Here is a 15,672-nt window from a genome sequence, read left to right as displayed (position 1 = left end):
GTGACCAATTGTGCCGATGTTCGCATGCGGCTTATTACGTTCAAACTTCTCTTTTGCCATGTCGCATCTCACTCACATGTTGTGACCTCGACACCCTCATGGCGTTCCGGTCGATTAAGAATTTATTCACCCTTCTCATCCCTAGTGGAACGAGAAGCGTTTGGAGCGGGCGGCGAGAATCGAACTCGCGTCATCAGCTTGGAAGGCTGAGGTCTTACCACTACACAACGCCCGCTGTGCTATTTTAATTTCCGCCCCAAAAAATCACTGGGGAAGGAGGTGGTGGAGGGGATTGGATTCGAACCAATGTACACATAGTGATCAGATTTACAGTCTGACGCCTTTAACCACTCGGCCACCCCTCCATTTACAAGTCCTATTGGTTAGATAGGATGTTTCGTTGCCTCCAACAAAAAACGCTCTGTCACTTCGCGGTGAAAGCTGTTAGCCGCGTCGTCCACAGAGTCGATGTCTATAATCCGCAGGACCTATAAAGATGAAAAATGCCTCGCGCAATAGCCAGTCGCAAAGAAAATCAGCGGCTAAAGGTCAAAAAATGAACCTACGGAGCCGTGGGAGCAAAGGCCCCGCCGCAGATGCCCCCAAACGCGCCTATGGTGCGAAGTCCCATGGTGCAACCGCGTCTCCGAAATCGCCACGTAAACGCACGCAAGCCAAGCATGAAGGGGGATCAGGCTGGATTTATGGCACACACGCTTGCCTGGCTGTCTTATCAAACCCGCGTCGTACGATTCACGAGCTGCTTTTAACGGAATCAGCCGCGAATCGGCTCGATGTGCCGAAAGGTGGGATCACGCCGCAAATCGTCGAACCACATCATATTGACCGAAAACTGCCGGGCGGGGTCGTTCATCAGGGAATCGCCCTGAAAGCCGCGCCTCTAGAATGGCCGTCCCTCGAAGACATTGCCGATACGGCTCCGAATGACGGACTTATTCTTGTTCTCGACCAGATCAGTGATCCACATAATGTCGGCGCAATGCTTCGTCTCGCCTCAGCCTTTGGTGTGAGCGCAGTTGTGATGCAAACCCGCAAAGCCCCGCCCCTCTCAGGCGCTTTGGCCAAAGTCGCGGTAGGCTGTTTGGAATCGATTCCCGTGTGTTTGGAAACCAACATCGCAAATACATTGCAGAATCTTCAACGCATTGGCTGGCAAGTCACAGGGCTCGCAGGCGAAACCCAGCTGGAACTGTCGGATGTGTTTCAACCTGATACAAAGCAAGTCATTGTAATGGGCGCGGAAGGCCCAGGCCTGCGCGAACGCGTTCGTAAAACTTGTGATACCCTCGCTCGCATCCCCATGCGCAGCTCCCCCATTGCTGGGGAAGCCGAAAGCCTGAACGTCGCAACAGCGGCAGGCATCGCACTCTATGAGGCGCGTCGGGAAAAATAGGATTAGCTGAAGGCTTCCGCGACACCTTCTGATTTTGGGCTAGGGCCGTGTCGGTTCCCGTGCAAGTCGCTGTCCTTGATTAGCTTTATCAGCAACCAAACAAGGTAAATGACGATAGCAATTAAGACCACGGTGACGGCCGTATAATCAAACATGTTTGGCCAAATAAGCTCCAAATAGTATAGATAGGACATCAGCATCGGAATTTGGAACCAACCCGACATACCTACATCGTGCAGCCGCCGTGCCGTCACCGCAGCCATTGGGACAATCAAAGCAATGTCCGTCAATATTACCATGGGCGTCATGTCATCCGCCCATGAATACCCCAACAAGAGACTGTCAATACAGACGGCCAAAAACTCTATCGCGACTAGGAAAAGCTGGAACCACCAAAACTCAGACCGCGTGGCGCGTCCTTTGAAGACAGCATATTTTTTGAAGCAGGTACGAATGGATTGCGGGAAGTTCATAGCCGATCGCTACAACGCGAAGGCGCGTATCGCAATACAGCAACTCGGATCAGTCTCTATGAAATCCTTTTAGGTATTCTTAGTATACACACCCCACCTCGCGCGCAGATGCGTATCTAAAACCAATAGAGCCTCGGAGACCCGCTATGCTGACAGATATACTCGTTTATTTTGCCCATGCCGCCGTCGTTGTGTTCGGCGCATTAACCGCGCTTTGGGTTATCAGCGTCGCCGCGAAAGATGCCAGCCTTGTCGATATATTTTGGGGGTTTGGATTTTTACTTGTCGGAGCCGTTTGCCTCTATCTGGTTCCGGTGAAGACGCCCTATCTAATTTTGCTCGCCGCCCTACCCATTACCTGGGGTCTGCGCCTCACGCTCTATCTTGGAAAACGGAACCTCGGTCACGGTGAGGACAAACGCTACACGGCGATGCGCAAACGTGCTGAGAAAAAGGGCGTGAGCGAAATGGCGTTGCGGTTGCGGACGATCTTCTCGGTCTATTGGGGGCAAGGCTTGCTGATTATGATTGTGAGTGCGCCCATTTGGGTGGCGATGGCGACGGCGAATTGGTGGCGTGAAAACCCAATCATGGAGGGGCTGATAAGCTATCCACCCCTTACCCAAAACACCGAAGAATCTCTTATACAGACACTCCTCTTTGCTTTTCAGCGTGTAGGTGAAATCAACATAGGCCTCTTCGCCATCATAGGCAGCCTCCTCTGGCTCATCGGCTTTCTTTTTGAAGCTATCGGGGATTGGCAACTCACTCGCTTTATCAACCGGCATAAAGATTACGACGGTCCGAAAGACGAGAAGCCCGTCATGGATGAAGGCCTTTGGAAATATACACGCCATCCAAATTATTTTGGCAATGCCTGTATGTGGTGGGGTATCTGGCTCGTGGCCTGCGAAGCCCCATCGGGGTGGATCACAATCTTTGCGCCTCTGGTCATGACATATCTGCTCACAAGCGTATCCGGCAAAAGTTTGCTCGAAAATGACATGAACAAGCGCAAAAAATATCGGGAATACGCCAAGCGAACCAGCGGGTTCTTTCCATGGCCGCCCACACAAAGCCCACAGACATAGGTCATAGAAAAAGCCCGGTCAGTTGACCGGGCTTTTGAGTCTTTTCTTTGTTCGCCTAGTTAAAGACGGCTGCGTCGCTGCCTAACGGGTCTGCACCGAAACGGTTTGGACCATCCGTGCCTTTGGTAACAAACAAGTAGAGAATGTAGAAGTTTGCGAGCGGCACGAGTGCAAGCAGGTACCACCAACCACTTTTATCGTGATCATGCAAACGGCGTACACCAATTGCAATCGAAGGCACGATGATGATGAGATAAAATACGCCCATCAAAATGGAACCAATCGTTTCGCCTAAAACAGCGGATAGAAGTCCGATGACAAAACCGACCACCAATGCGATCAGTATTATGCCCAAATAGGACCACCAATACTCTGAGCGCGATGACCTTGTCTTAAAATCTGACCAGCGTGAAAAAAATGATTTTACGGCGTCTTGAAATCCCATGAGTGTCTTCCCCTTACATTTGAACTTAAACTCGCGTTACACCGAGGTAACGTCTGCACTCAAGGGGAAATATAAAATTTGCGGGGCTGCGAATACAATAGGGACACTCGATTCTGTGGCTTTTGGGCGCGATTTAAAATTTAACTCAACCCATTGGACCTATTTCGATGTTCAGGCATGTTTGAAAATACGCCTGCGTTCAACGCTGCTCGGTATATTTAGCGTTTCGCGATATTTAGCCACGGTCCGTCGCGCAATGTCGATCCCTTGGGCGCGCAACAAATTTACGATTTTATCGTCGGACACGATGGTCGTTGCGGTTTCTTCATCAATCAAGATTTTGATTTTATGGCGTACCGCTTCGGCGGAATGCCCTTCCCCGCCATCCAAGCTGGCAATCGCGGCTGTGAAGAAAAACTTCAGTTCGAATAGCCCGCGCGGGGTATGCATATATTTGCCTGAGGTTACGCGACTTACCGTGGATTCATGCATTTCGATCGCATCGGCTACATCTCGTAATTTCAAGGGCCTGAGTTGATCAATGCCAAAAGCAAAAAATGCGTCCTGTTGTTTCACGATCTCTGAAGAGACTTTTAGAATTGTGCGCGCGCGTTGATCCAAAGACTTCACCAGCCAACTCGCATCGGCATGACATTCGGATATGAAACTACGCGCAGTTTCATCTTCGGCGCCGGCCTTTTTGATCTCATTATAATAGCGTTTATTGATGAGCACGCGCGGCAATGTATCGGCATTAAGTTCAACGGCCCAGCCTCCATGTGGCGTTTCACGAATGAAAACATCAGGCTCAACAGCGCCTGCCATCGTCCCGCCAAAGGCTTGGCCAGGTTTCGGCGATAGTTTCTTGAGCGCCGCGATCATAGCCTTCAGACCATCGATTTTAACTCCGCAGACTTTGGAGAGTTTCGACAAGTCATGTTTTGCCAGAAGATCAAGATTATCCAGAAGCGCTTGCATGGGTCCGTCGAGCAGACCCATTTCGCGGAGTTGTAATCCGAGACATTCCGATAAAGACGTCGCGAAAACGCCCGTAGGCTCCAAAGTTTGCAACTGCAAAACAACCGAAGATACGCGAGCGGGACCCACGCCTAAATTTTCACAGACTTCGGCCTGATCCATGCGCAAATAACCAGCCTCATCGACCTGCCCGATCAGGTAATGCGCGACCAGACGATCGGCATCCGAGAGCCGCAACATCGCCAATTGCGAATGAATATGCTCGGTCAAAGTGATTTCAGCCGCACTATTGGCAGCCGCGTCATAATCCCCAGACCCGGAGAAACTGCCATTACTATCATTCCGTGACCAATCCACGGAGCCACCGACATCTGCGGCGGTTGATTCTGGGGCGAGTGCATGATCAGGCGTGTCCATGTCTGACATGGCTTCAGAAGAACTGACCGTATCGGTCGAAATGGTAGGGCTTTCTGGAATTGCGTCCACGGCTTCACCGCGACGGTTTTCATCGCCTGTTCCTCGTTCAAGGAGCGGATTCTTTTCCAACTGCTCTTCAACGAAAGCCGACAGCTCAATATTTGATAATTGCAATAGCTTGATCGCTTGCTGCAATTGCGGCGTCATGGCGAGCTGCGTGCCCTGCCGTGCCTGTAACTTTTGGGCCAAAGCCATACCCACACCCACTCTCATTCACCAGTGCCGATTTTTCGGCTTGAGGCGTTCTTACGGAAGAAGGTTTAATATCTCGTTGTCGGCACAATAATTGCTTGGCGACGATTTATTTTCGAATGATGGGAACCAATACAGAGTTTTGTCCGTTGCTTAGTCACATAACAACAAACGGAGAAATATTATGTTACGCTGGGCAGTTATCTTTTTTATTATCGCAATTATCGCTGCGGTTCTCGGGTTCGGCGGCATCGCTGGCGGCGCACAATATATCGCGGGCGTCCTGTTCGTAATCTTTCTCGTATTGTTGGTCGTACATTTCTTAACTGGCAAAAAGATTTAAGTCAGACAAAACCAATTTGAAAAAGGCGGGCCTCAAGGCTCGCCTTTTTTGTATGCGCGGGTAACGTCTACTACTTTCCCAACGAATAAAAACCAAAGTCTGCGGCGCGGCGCGTCAGTCTGACATTTGCCTATTTGCACGCGCCCTGTCATAGGCGCGTCCATGAACACACTCGTAAAAATATGCGGATTGACCCGCAAAGATGACGTGAGTTGCGCCTTAGATAATGGCGCAGCATTTTTGGGATTCATCATCGAATGCCCATCGAAGCGTCGGCTTTCTGTTGCGCAGGCCGCAGCGATCGCGCCCGCAACCTTAGCGGCGCAGCGTGTTGCGGTTACCGTCAACCCCGATGACGCGTTACTTGCGCGAATTATGGATGAAATGACGCCCGACTACATTCAACTACATGGTGACGAAACGCCAGCGCGGACGGCGGAAATTGCGCGAAACTTTAAAGTCAAAATCATCAAAGCGGTTGGAATCGCCTCTGATGACGATATGAAAGACGCCGAAGCTTACGCAGGTGTGGCAGACTTCATTCTCTATGATGCCAAGCCGCCAAAAGGCGAAAAAGTTCGCGGCGGGCACGGAATCGCGATTGATTGGAATGTGATCGCGCGCGCGCCCACGCCAAAAACCTTCGCAGTGGCAGGCGGCCTGAACCCAGAAAATGTTGCGGAGGCGATGACTGCGACCCGTGCGCCAATTGTCGATGTCTCCTCTGGCGTCGAGTTGTCTGCGGGCGTAAAGGATGCGCAGAAAATCACCGCTTTTATGGACGCAGTTCGCAATGGGTAATCAGACTTTTCCAGATGAAAATGGCCGCTTTGGCGATTTTGGCGGGCGCTATGTCGCCGAGACATTAATGCCGCCAATCCTAGAGCTTGAGAAAGCTTACGAAGAAGCCAAGGCCGATCCCGCGTTTCAGCGGGAGCTAGACTATTTTCTGGCCCATTATGTGGGCCGCCCCAGCCCGCTTTATTTCGCGGAACGCCTGACAGAACATACGGGCGGCGCAAAGATTTATTTCAAACGCGATGAGTTGAACCACACCGGCGCGCATAAGATCAATAATTGCATGGGTCAGCTTTTGCTGGCTAAGCGCATGGGCAAAAAACGCATCATCGCCGAAACAGGTGCAGGTCAGCATGGTGTCGCCACGGCAACCGTTGCCGCCCGCCTCGGCATGGAATGTATCGTCTATATGGGCGCGGTCGATATTGTTCGCCAAAAGCCAAATGTCTTCCGCATGCGCCTTCTGGGGGCCGAAGTGCGCGCCGTCCACTCGGGCACGGCGACACTCAAAGACGCGATGAATGAAGCGCTGCGGGATTGGGTGACCAATGTCGGCGATACATTTTATTGCATCGGTACAGTTGCGGGTCCACATCCCTACCCCGCTATGGTCCGTGATTTCCAAGCCGTCATTGGCCGCGAAGCCAAGCAACAAATCCTAGACGCCGAAGGTCGCCTACCCGACGCGGCGGTGGCCTGTATCGGCGGCGGGTCAAATGCGATGGGCCTGTTCCACGAATTCGTACCCAATGAAGAGGTCCGCCTCATCGGTGTCGAAGCCGCAGGCAAGGGCGTCAAATCAGGATTACATGCGGCGTCGCTGACGGGTGGTTCGCCGGGAATTCTACACGGGAACCGCACCTATCTCTTACAAGACGAACATGGCCAAATCGCTGATGCCCATTCAATTTCTGCGGGTCTCGATTATCCCGGCATTGGACCCGAACATTCCTACCTGCACGACATAGGCCGCGCAGAATATGTCAGCGCGACGGATGATGAAGCGCTTGAGGCGTTCCAACTCTGCGCGCGCCTCGAAGGTATCCTGCCAGCCCTAGAACCCAGTCACGCCATCCCGCGCACATTAGAACTCGCGAAGGACCTCGGTCCAGACGGTCTCATCATCATGAACATGTGTGGCCGCGGCGACAAAGACGTCTTCACGATTGCGGACGCGTTGGGTGAGCATATTAGTGAGGGTACGGACGGTTGAACTCAGTATTTAAAGCTGTTTTCGTAGCCTTTGCTCTCACTCAAATAGGGTGTGTTAAAGCCGCTAAGGCCAAAACGATAAATGTAGAAGGTACTGACATTGCGCTTCTAACAAATGACCTCGTGATCCCCTGCGACAACCAACAACTAAATTCAGAGGCCATCTGCGTTAAACTCACTGGTTTGAATATAGCCGAGAAAGCAGGAAAGATGGTCGCTTACGGCCTCATGTTGGACGAAGCGGGATGGACGCAGGTCGAACCCCCTCTAGAGGAATATGTTTCCACAGATGCACTTATGACGCCTGCCCACGTCCATATAATTTACCAAAAACGAACACCCAATAATTGCGCTAAACAGATAAAAATTTCCCCCATAGAAAACCTGAAAAATTCAAATACACTCCTTGCATTTTCGGCAAGCACTCCAAGTTGCACGAATTAATATGACCCACCGTATCGATCAAACCTTCGCCGCGCACTGAAACTTGGCTGGGCCCATCTTAACCTGATTATGCCCATTCTGCCATTGCGGCGAAATTTGAGACGGCGACGACTGACCGATTTGTTGAAAATTTATACAGCACCTGCCCCCAAATTCTCGGGAATTACCTAAAGTCGAAAGCTTTTTGTTAATCAAAACACCCTATGGTTGTAAATGTGGGCAACCAAGTTGGGATACTTGATAGGTGAAAACTAATGAAAAGACTTTCTCGAATTAAAACGACTGCCATCTCAGCGACCATGATTTTTGGTCTTTCAACGCCAGCGATGGCGGTAGATCAGGGCATCACTTTCACAGGCTTGATCACAGAGCAATGTGCAGTTCTGCTCGGCGTTCCAGGCACACTGGGCGTTTCACCAGACCAGACGATTTTATCTTCTGAAGAATCGGGCGGAAATGCTGGTACGGCGATCGTAACCACTAACGGCTTAGGGTCTAATATCCAAGTTGTTGTTCCGACATCATTTGCGATTGGTCCTGCTTCCGCGGATGACAACGTCACATTCGCCGGTGATTACGACTTATCTGGCTCCACGATTTTGTCCGATATCGTCGGGTCGACCACATCAGCGCTCAGCCTCGGTGTGACGACGATTTCGGTGCATGCATCAGCAACAAAAACAACAGGAACGTTTGAAGCTGGGACGTATCAAATGGTTCCAATCGTCCGCTGCCTATCCTCATGAGACAATGTTGGGCATTGCTCTGTCTTCTTTTAATTTGGGCGACCACTTCGGTCGCCCACGCTCAAAGCATTTCGCCGCTTTCACAGAACGTCGATTCGTTCGGAGATACCTTTCTCGCTCAAGTTGAAATCGGTAATACGTATGCAGAGGCACAGAAAAGCGAGATAAAGCTTTTTGACGAAAACTGGAACCCTATTGAAGCCAGTTACATTTCGAATGCGGTTTCACGTCTGGGACCAAAATCGAAGATGTCGATCACGACGATGCTACCCTTCGACGGAGCACGACAACGGACGGTTTATATCTGCAATTCTATACTTCCACGCATTCGCGGCGTCGGGGTTACCTATCGGGGGGAAGCATGCGCAAAAGTCATCGCCAGAAAATTAAAACTGGACTAGGGTTGCTTACACTCTTCATTCCCCTGACGTCGGCCGCACAAATAGTCGGTACCGTTCAGGAAAATGGGCTCCAACAAATAATCGTTCCGAGTTCTTCCAGCTCTTTCAACCAAAATGGGTTTAACTTGCCGTCGCAAGCTTTTGTGAGCGGTCAGGACGTCATCAAAAGCACGTCCGGAATTACCTGCCAATCCGCAATTGGCCATGGCGGGCCTAAGCTGGATATGGGCGTGATAGGGTCAAATGACCTATTTGATCGCGACTCAGTCTCGATCTATGGGCGCGTATCTGTTCCGATTGGAAAACGACCAAAGCGCGTTGACTGTACACAGCTCTATGACCTCGAAATATCCCGATTGAAAATGGAGCTACAGCTTTTGCGCGCGGGCATGCAGCCCGGGTTAATGGCGATGACGAAGCAATCTCTGCCTTACGCGCAAGACCTGGACGCCGAACCCTTGGAGGAGCCTGATTGGACGCCGCTGCAAATTCCAGCTTCTCCGGCGCCAAAGGCCGTCACGCGGACAATTGACGCCGATCAGTTGGATTGAAAACATCTCCTACTAAACTGGGAATATAGGCGTTTAAATATCACCAGAATTGTTAAATTTTCTGGTCAAGACGAGCCTTGGCTTTTAAGGCCTCGTCCCATGACCCACCGCATCGACCAAACTTTCGCAGACCGCAAAGCCAAAGGCCAAGCCGCCTTTGTCGCCTATATGATGGCGGGTGACCCTGACCGCGGGACGTCCCAAGCTTTTCTCAATGCCCTGCCCGACGCGGGCGTGGATATTATTGAGCTCGGCATTCCCTTTACCGACCCAATGGCCGACGGTCTGGTCATTGAAAACGCAGGTATTCGCGCGCGGGCCGCTGGCACGACATTGACCAGCGTGTTGGAAATGGCGACGGAGTTTCGCAAAACAAATGACACGACACCTATTATTGTGATGGGTTACGCCAATCCCTTGCATCACATGGGCTACACCAAATTTGCCGCGGCTGCGAAAGCGGCTGGCGTGGACGGTGCGATTATCGTTGATCTACCTCCTGAGGAAGACAGTGAGTTGCGTGACGCTTTCGCAGTTCACGATCTCGCTCTCATTCGCCTTGCAACGCCCACCACTGACGCAGAGCGTTTGCCCCGTGTCGTCGCGGGCACCAAAGGCTTCGTATATTATGTCTCTATGACAGGGATTACGGGCGATAGTTTTGCGCAAGCCGGGTCTGTCAAAGAACAAGTCGCTCGCGTTCGTGAGGCGGCGAACCTGCCCGTTGTTGTTGGGTTTGGGGTTAAGACGCCAGAACGTGCGCGCGAAGTCGCCAAGGATGCCGACGGTGTTGTCGTCGGAACCGCCATCGTCAAAACCCTGCATGAAGACGGACCCGAATCTGCGTTAGCGTTGATCCGGACATTAGCAGACGCCACGCATGGGAACGCGACCTAACTATTTAGTTTCAGATTTTTCCGCTGAGGTTTGGGTGAGAGACTCAGGCATTGTGTCGTCACGTATGGCGATTAGATAGCTCAAGATGGATTGGTAACCTGTCGTCAGCTTCCCAGCTTTGTCCAGACGCGTGGCCAAATCGATAGCCTGCTGTAATTCAGGACGGTCTTTAGGCTCCACCCCAACCTCTTCCAGCGCAACAATGCGCTGCAAAGCGACCAGCTTGGAAAGTTCAACGACATCAGGCTCATCCTCGGTTGGCGGTATGTCAACCGCATCTTCTGAGGCCCGCGCATAAGAGCCACGCGCAGCCTCGACATCACCATCTTTATTCTGAAGGTCGCCGATTGTAATATACAGGCCGTTGCGCGCGTGACGCGGATCATGGGCCTCTGGGCGCGAAAAAATCTCTTGATCCAAGAATTTTTCCGCTCTGTCTAATAATCCATCGCTCAATTCGGATAGGGCTTTAAATTCATCTTGTCTGGAGATTGCGACAAGCTGAACGAGGCTCGCCGTATAGCGATTCCACGGGGAATTCTCAGCGTTATCTGGCTGTCCCCGAAGAGAGTTCTCCAAAGCTGTCATCATTTTATCGAGAGAACCTTGAAGGTCGACGTCATCGCCAATTGATACCAAAGATATGACCTGTCCAAACTCAATCTGTACAAGGTCTAGCGCCAGGTCGATATCATCAGGGCGACGATCCGCGGCTCGTCTGGCCAAATCCACAGCACGACGGGACGCAGATCTAACAATATCAGGTTCCGATGCATAAGTTGCATAGGAGGCATATCGGGAGAAATGCCCAGGCAAAGCCGCTTGGCCTGCCTTGTCACCCGATTCTGCGATCTCTCGATAAATATCTAATTGCGCTTTCGCGAGGCGCATAACTTCTGGCCAGTCCTTTTCGGCATATTTCACATACACTTGATTGTTGTAGCTACCCGCAATTCGGCGTTTTATCTTTGGAATATCTTGGGAAGGTACGCGCTTTACAATTTGTTCGAAATCCAGAATGGCTAATTCGGCATAGCGTAGCGCGGCCTCGACCTCATTCGTGTAAAGAGATGCGGTCGCCATCGCTTCATTCGAAGACGCTTGTAACCAAAGGGGATGATTTTCGGCCGCTTGGGTTGTCTCGAAGCGAACGGGAAGCGGCGTTGTCTCCACAATTGGCGCATAGGCCGTCAAAGCCGTGTTCACACGAAGAATTCCGTCTGGTATTTCTGAAACGTTCCGACCCGTGACGAGAATATTGAGACTGGCGCGCGCACTCATGAGACGCTCCCGCTCAGTGGTGGCAAGCAGTTCTGCAGTTTTGGACGTGCGTTGCGCGCTCGCATAATCACCGGTTCGCGCCTGCACCTGAGACATTAATGTCACGGCACGGAAATCTTCAGGGTCCAGCGCAATGGCCTTTTTGACCGCAACCAAAGACCGCTTCGGGTCGGACGCGATTGCGAGCTCTGAAATCAGCCGCCAATCTGCCCCCGTCGTGGCTTCGGCCTCCAAGAGGTCTAAGCCCGCTTTCCGCGTATGACGTTCAGCCAATAAAGACAGAGCTTCTCTTTGGCGATCTGTCCCGGTTTTGGCGATGTCTTGCAAACCTTCTGAGGCGGCCCCGCCGTTCTCACCGTAAAGCAATTCAGCTAAACGTTCAGCGTCTGCGACTTCAATGTCGCCGCTTTTGACCATTTCCATCAAAACATCTTGGGAACTGGCACTGGCTTTAGAACTTGCGGTACTGCCCGATGAAAGGACCTGGAACAAACCCATCACGCCGCCAAGGGTCGCCAAAGCGCCCACACCCGTCCAGAGCACTTTCATTGTTCGGGATGCACGATCCCGCAGGGGCGCTAAGGTCGGTTTGGATGTAGCCTTTGACGCAATCGTCGGATCGCCGCCTGCATTTGTTTGATCATTCATAATGCAACGATAATACGGCGCCGAGCCGTGGCGCAAGCCCGCGATAACTTACTCGCGACATAAGCACAGAAAGTGACAGCCTTTGAGGCGCTATGCCGATTGCACCCGATCAGTTTTTCAGGCAAGGATAGCCCCATGAACTGGCTTCAAAAACTCACGCCCCCTGGCGTCAAATCGATCTTCACCAAGAAGGACTCACCCGATAATCTTTGGGTCAAATGTCCAAAATCAGGTGAGATGGTATTTGCTGCCGATCTGCCAGGATTACTCCATGTTACGCCTGCGGGACATCACATGCGAATTGGGCCAGACCTCCGTTTGCAATATACTTTTGATGACGGAAAATATGAGACGGTTGCCGTTCCTGAGGTCGCGAAAGACCCCCTTAAATTTAAAGACGATCAAAAATATACGGATCGCCTGAAAAAGGCGCGGGCAAAAACGGGTGATGATGACGCCATGTCGATTGGTGTTGGCCATATTCGCGGCATCAAAACAGTCGCGCTTGTTCAGAATTTTGCTTTTATGGGCGGGTCCCTTGGCATGGCTGCGGGCGAAGGCTTTATTAAAGCCGCCCAACATGCCGTCGAAAATGGCTTGCCTTTGGTTGTTTTCACCGCTGCAGGCGGCGCGCGTATGCAAGAAGGTGCACTTTCCCTCATGCAAATGCCGCGCACGACAATTGCCGTGCAAGAATTACGCGAAGCGGGATTGCCATATATCGTTGTGCTCTGTGATCCAACGACAGGCGGCGTCACCGCAAGTTACGCTATGTTAGGCGACATCCAACTTGCAGAACCTGGCGCCCTTATCTGCTTTGCGGGTCCACGCGTGATTGAGGAAACGATCCGCGAAAAATTACCTGAAGGGTTCCAACGCGCCGAGTATTTGGAAGAACATGGCATGATTGACCGTGTCGTCCCTCGGACAGACCTCCGCCGTGTATTAGGCGACTTGCTTGCGGTCCTGACACAGCAAACGGCCGACCACGCCGCAGAGCCTGTTCCGGTTTAAGATCTCGGACATCATGGCAAGTTTAGACCAAGTGTTGGCGCAACTGACTGCGCTGCACCCCAAGAAGATTGATCTTGGCCTCGAACGTATCGAACGCGTTTTGAAAGCTCTAGGAAACCCACATCTTCGCTTGCCGCCTGCAATTCATATTGCAGGTACAAATGGCAAAGGTTCAACGACCGCGTTCCTGCGCGCCATGGTCGAAGCGGAGGGGAAAACGGCCCATGTGTATACTTCGCCTCATCTCGTGCGATTTAATGAGCGCATCACGCTGGCTTCCAAGGAAATTTCTAACTCTACGCTTTTGAACGTTTTAGAACGGGTGATGGAAGCAAATGCGGGTCAACCTCTGTCGTTCTTCGAAGCAACGACGGCCGCAGCTTTCCTGGCCTTCTCTGAAACGCACGCAGACTATGCCTTGATCGAAGTCGGCTTGGGCGGACGTTACGATGCGACGAATGTATTTGATCCAATCGCCAGCGTCATCACGCCAATAAATTATGATCACGCCGAATTCCTAGGTCGCGATCTTGCCAAAATTGCGCGCGAAAAAGCGGGAATTGTGAAGGATAACGTGCCTGTATTTGCAGGCCGACAAGAAGATTTGGTCAGCGCAGTTTTACGCAACGAAGCAGCCAAACATCGCGCGCCCATCCAATTTTTAACCGAAGACTTTCGCGCCTATCGCGAACAGGATCGCATGGTTTTTGACGCGGATGACGTGTTAATGGATCTGCCGAAACCTGCGCTCATTGGCTCGCATCAGATCGACAATGCCGGAGTGGCGATTGCCACGGCCCGCGCGATTGGTATCTCTGACGAAGCCATCGGCAAAGGTCTGTCAAAAGTGATATGGCCTGCGCGTTTGCAAAGCCTAACGACAGGCCTCTATGCAGACATGGTCGCCGATTCTAATGGCGAGCTCTGGCTTGACGGAGGACATAACCCGCATGCCGCCGCTGCGCTTGCCGACGCTATGGCCGAATTACAAGATCGCAGCGAACGCGTCTTAATTTTGATCATGGGCATCTTAGGGAACAAAGATGCCGGTAAGTTTTTAGACAAATTTACAGGATTGGCGAGTTCAGTCATCGCCGTTGATATACCCGGATCCCCGGCCCTCGCGCCAGAAACCATCAAGGAACTGGCCGAAAACCGAGGTATGATTGGGCAAGTTGCAGAGAACCTGACGGATGCTGTGCAGCGCGCGATTAACACGGGCGAAGCGCTCTCACGCGAAGCCGTTTCAGATACGATCACGCCACCGCGAATTTTAATCTGCGGTTCGCTTTATTTGGCAGGTCAAGTGCTCTCGGCTTAAGCTACGCTGGTGCCCCGTGTCGGGTAATCATGCTCTCTCACAAATTCTAAGCCATCAATAATGTCGCCGAGCGGCGGACGCCCAAAGGGTGTGTTTTGAATATACTGCGCATACAACGAGCCATCAGGCTTGATCACAAAAATTCCCGGCTCTGAGAAGATATCTGGTTCTTCGGACCCGTCGCGCTTGTCTGAAATAAATAAGCCAAAGGATTTTGCGCTAAGCAGCCCCATATCATAGGCAACTGGAATATTTTTCAGCTCCCAGTCTTTCACGGTTTGTTTCGCGCGCGACTCATTATCCATAGAGACCGCCACAACGCGATACCCTTTCGACGATAGAGAGTTCACCATAGGGTCGATGTCTTGTAGCTGAGCCTTGCATTTAGGACAATGTAGCCCGCGATATGCCACAATTATCGTAAAGGCTTCGGGCGGATCCATGTCTTGCAAATCAAATCGCTCGCCCGAAACGAGGGGGAAATCAAAGTCTGGGAAACGGCTCTTTGGGGTAATTAATTTCGGCATTCTATTCTCCTAGGTTGTCAGGGTTTACAGCTGTATCGAGGTGCTGCGTGACGTCGGGATCAGCGCTACCGCGACCGTCTGACTCCAACTTGGCCAGACCTGCATCAATCTCTGAAATGAGGCCGTTAAATCCCGCCTCCACATCAGCAGACTGTCTCGCCATCATCTCAGTTCTAAGATCACGAAGTTGTTGAATGCGTTCAGCTGTCGAAAATTGGCTGGAAAGATAGATGTCACGTATTTCCGCGACAGTCGTCGGATTGGCCAGTCCGGGAAGATAACCGTCGGAATTAATCGCAGTATCAACCGCAAGAATGTTTAGATTTGAGTCGGGCATATTTTTCTCCTTCGGAAAAGCAATGCACACGACAGGAAAACGTTCCCTTCAGACATGAAAAAGGCGGCCTCGTCGGACCGCC

At 51.7% G+C, this 15,672-nt stretch carries 17 protein-coding genes and 2 tRNA genes; 11 read left to right on the top strand and 8 right to left on the bottom strand.

The genetic code is table 11. The annotated features are described in order from the left end of the window. Positions 1-161 precede the first annotated feature (161 nt). Positions 162-235: transfer RNA gene (locus IE073_RS11965), tRNA-Gly, on the bottom strand. 45 nt (positions 236-280) lie between these two features. After that, a tRNA-Tyr gene (locus IE073_RS11960) sits at positions 281-365 on the bottom strand. Positions 366-496: 131 nt separating this feature from the next. Between IE073_RS11960 and IE073_RS11955 the strand changes: the two genes are divergently transcribed. Next, the gene (locus tag IE073_RS11955) at positions 497-1,414 is read left to right on the top strand and encodes a TrmH family RNA methyltransferase (protein WP_233350046.1); all 918 of its coding nucleotides are present in this window, start codon (positions 497-499) and stop codon (positions 1,412-1,414) included. 2 nt (positions 1,415-1,416) lie between these two features. On the opposite strand, the gene IE073_RS11950 is transcribed toward IE073_RS11955, so the two are convergent. Then, the gene (locus IE073_RS11950; protein WP_189586199.1) at positions 1,417-1,887 is read right to left on the bottom strand and encodes a DUF805 domain-containing protein; all 471 of its coding nucleotides are present in this window, start codon (positions 1,885-1,887) and stop codon (positions 1,417-1,419) included. Positions 1,888-2,033: 146 nt separating this feature from the next. Here IE073_RS11950 and IE073_RS11945 point away from each other — a divergent pair, with 146 nt between their 5' ends. Continuing rightward, positions 2,034-2,978 (top strand): DUF1295 domain-containing protein, encoded by a 945-nt coding sequence (locus IE073_RS11945; RefSeq protein ID WP_189586196.1) that lies wholly within the window; start codon positions 2,034-2,036, stop codon positions 2,976-2,978. A 55-nt stretch (positions 2,979-3,033) separates the two neighbouring features. On the opposite strand, the gene IE073_RS11940 is transcribed toward IE073_RS11945, so the two are convergent. Together IE073_RS11940 and rpoN are read right to left on the bottom strand one after the other, a co-directional pair. Beyond that, positions 3,034-3,423 (bottom strand): DUF805 domain-containing protein, encoded by a 390-nt coding sequence (locus IE073_RS11940; protein WP_189586193.1) that lies wholly within the window; start codon positions 3,421-3,423, stop codon positions 3,034-3,036. Between the two features lie 171 nt (positions 3,424-3,594). Further along, a complete protein-coding gene (gene rpoN, locus IE073_RS11935) occupies positions 3,595-5,073 on the bottom strand; it encodes an RNA polymerase factor sigma-54 (protein ID WP_189586190.1) in 1,479 nt (492 codons plus the stop codon). 181 nt (positions 5,074-5,254) lie between these two features. Here rpoN and IE073_RS11930 point away from each other — a divergent pair, with 181 nt between their 5' ends. From IE073_RS11930 to trpA, 7 genes are all read left to right on the top strand, one after another. After that, positions 5,255-5,413, top strand: a complete 159-nt coding sequence (locus IE073_RS11930) for a DUF1328 domain-containing protein (RefSeq protein ID WP_189586187.1) — start codon at positions 5,255-5,257, stop codon at positions 5,411-5,413. Between the two features lie 162 nt (positions 5,414-5,575). After that, positions 5,576-6,214 carry a phosphoribosylanthranilate isomerase gene (locus IE073_RS11925; RefSeq protein WP_189586184.1) on the top strand — a complete coding sequence of 213 codons (639 nt, stop codon included), beginning with the start codon at positions 5,576-5,578 and terminating at the stop codon, positions 6,212-6,214. Next, the gene (gene trpB / locus IE073_RS11920; RefSeq protein ID WP_189586181.1) at positions 6,207-7,424 is read left to right on the top strand and encodes a tryptophan synthase subunit beta; all 1,218 of its coding nucleotides are present in this window, start codon (positions 6,207-6,209) and stop codon (positions 7,422-7,424) included. Before IE073_RS11925 ends, trpB begins: the two co-directional genes overlap by 8 nt. Beyond that, entirely contained in the window at positions 7,421-7,867 is a 447-nt protein-coding gene (locus IE073_RS11915) for a hypothetical protein (protein ID WP_189586178.1), read from the top strand. The genes trpB and IE073_RS11915 overlap by 4 nt, the downstream gene beginning before the upstream one ends. A 254-nt stretch (positions 7,868-8,121) precedes the next feature. Next, complete coding sequence (locus IE073_RS11910; protein WP_189586176.1) at positions 8,122-8,613, top strand: hypothetical protein; 492 nt, start codon at positions 8,122-8,124, stop codon at positions 8,611-8,613. A gap of 361 nt (positions 8,614-8,974) precedes the next feature. Then, entirely contained in the window at positions 8,975-9,565 is a 591-nt protein-coding gene (locus IE073_RS11905) for a hypothetical protein (protein WP_189586173.1), read from the top strand. 99 nt (positions 9,566-9,664) lie between these two features. After that, the gene (trpA, locus tag IE073_RS11900; RefSeq protein ID WP_189586170.1) at positions 9,665-10,462 is read left to right on the top strand and encodes a tryptophan synthase subunit alpha; all 798 of its coding nucleotides are present in this window, start codon (positions 9,665-9,667) and stop codon (positions 10,460-10,462) included. On the opposite strand, the gene IE073_RS11895 is transcribed toward trpA, so the two are convergent. Next, the gene (locus IE073_RS11895) at positions 10,463-12,391 is read right to left on the bottom strand and encodes a tetratricopeptide repeat protein (RefSeq protein ID WP_189586167.1); all 1,929 of its coding nucleotides are present in this window, start codon (positions 12,389-12,391) and stop codon (positions 10,463-10,465) included. Positions 12,392-12,526: 135 nt separating this feature from the next. Between IE073_RS11895 and accD the strand changes: the two genes are divergently transcribed. Both accD and IE073_RS11885 read left to right on the top strand, forming a co-directional pair. Next, the gene (accD, locus tag IE073_RS11890) at positions 12,527-13,405 is read left to right on the top strand and encodes an acetyl-CoA carboxylase, carboxyltransferase subunit beta (RefSeq protein WP_189586164.1); all 879 of its coding nucleotides are present in this window, start codon (positions 12,527-12,529) and stop codon (positions 13,403-13,405) included. A 13-nt stretch (positions 13,406-13,418) separates the two neighbouring features. Beyond that, positions 13,419-14,726, top strand: coding sequence for a bifunctional folylpolyglutamate synthase/dihydrofolate synthase (locus IE073_RS11885; RefSeq protein WP_189586161.1), 1,308 nt, complete (start codon positions 13,419-13,421; stop codon positions 14,724-14,726). Here IE073_RS11885 and IE073_RS11880 read toward each other — a convergent pair. Further along, positions 14,723-15,253 (bottom strand): redoxin domain-containing protein, encoded by a 531-nt coding sequence (locus IE073_RS11880; protein ID WP_189586157.1) that lies wholly within the window; start codon positions 15,251-15,253, stop codon positions 14,723-14,725. The two genes, IE073_RS11885 and IE073_RS11880, sit on opposite strands and share 4 nt — an antisense overlap. A gap of 1 nt (position 15,254) precedes the next feature. Continuing rightward, positions 15,255-15,590, bottom strand: coding sequence for a hypothetical protein (locus tag IE073_RS11875; protein WP_189586154.1), 336 nt, complete (start codon positions 15,588-15,590; stop codon positions 15,255-15,257). Positions 15,591-15,672 lie beyond the last annotated feature (82 nt).

Origin of the sequence: Litorimonas cladophorae (genome assembly GCF_014652455.1) — a bacterium.
Taxonomy (GTDB): domain Bacteria; phylum Pseudomonadota; class Alphaproteobacteria; order Caulobacterales; family Maricaulaceae; genus Litorimonas; species Litorimonas cladophorae.
The sequence above is the reverse complement of the archived record's forward strand: the minus strand, read 5'-3'. Positions and strand labels throughout refer to the sequence as shown.

Bases quoted from the DNA above. Each gene is read 5' to 3' on its own strand.
- accD (WP_189586164.1), top strand. From the start codon at position 12,527: ATGAACTGGCTTCAAAAACTCACGCCCCCTGGCGTCAAATCGATCTTC.
- IE073_RS11910 (WP_189586176.1), top strand. From the start codon at position 8,122: ATGAAAAGACTTTCTCGAATTAAAACGACTGCCATCTCAGCGACCATG.
- rpoN (WP_189586190.1), bottom strand. From the start codon at position 5,073: ATGGCTTTGGCCCAAAAGTTACAGGCACGGCAGGGCACGCAGCTCGCC.
- trpB (WP_189586181.1), top strand. From the start codon at position 6,207: ATGGGTAATCAGACTTTTCCAGATGAAAATGGCCGCTTTGGCGATTTT.
- IE073_RS11875 (WP_189586154.1), bottom strand. From the start codon at position 15,590: ATGCCCGACTCAAATCTAAACATTCTTGCGGTTGATACTGCGATTAAT.
- IE073_RS11885 (WP_189586161.1), top strand. From the start codon at position 13,419: ATGGCAAGTTTAGACCAAGTGTTGGCGCAACTGACTGCGCTGCACCCC.
- IE073_RS11945 (WP_189586196.1), top strand. From the start codon at position 2,034: ATGCTGACAGATATACTCGTTTATTTTGCCCATGCCGCCGTCGTTGTG.
- IE073_RS11955 (WP_233350046.1), top strand. From the start codon at position 497: ATGAAAAATGCCTCGCGCAATAGCCAGTCGCAAAGAAAATCAGCGGCT.
- IE073_RS11905 (WP_189586173.1), top strand. From the start codon at position 8,975: ATGCGCAAAAGTCATCGCCAGAAAATTAAAACTGGACTAGGGTTGCTT.
- IE073_RS11930 (WP_189586187.1), top strand. From the start codon at position 5,255: ATGTTACGCTGGGCAGTTATCTTTTTTATTATCGCAATTATCGCTGCG.
- IE073_RS11940 (WP_189586193.1), bottom strand. From the start codon at position 3,423: ATGGGATTTCAAGACGCCGTAAAATCATTTTTTTCACGCTGGTCAGAT.
- IE073_RS11925 (WP_189586184.1), top strand. From the start codon at position 5,576: ATGAACACACTCGTAAAAATATGCGGATTGACCCGCAAAGATGACGTG.
- trpA (WP_189586170.1), top strand. From the start codon at position 9,665: ATGACCCACCGCATCGACCAAACTTTCGCAGACCGCAAAGCCAAAGGC.
- IE073_RS11880 (WP_189586157.1), bottom strand. From the start codon at position 15,253: ATGCCGAAATTAATTACCCCAAAGAGCCGTTTCCCAGACTTTGATTTC.
- IE073_RS11895 (WP_189586167.1), bottom strand. From the start codon at position 12,391: ATGAATGATCAAACAAATGCAGGCGGCGATCCGACGATTGCGTCAAAG.
- IE073_RS11950 (WP_189586199.1), bottom strand. From the start codon at position 1,887: ATGAACTTCCCGCAATCCATTCGTACCTGCTTCAAAAAATATGCTGTC.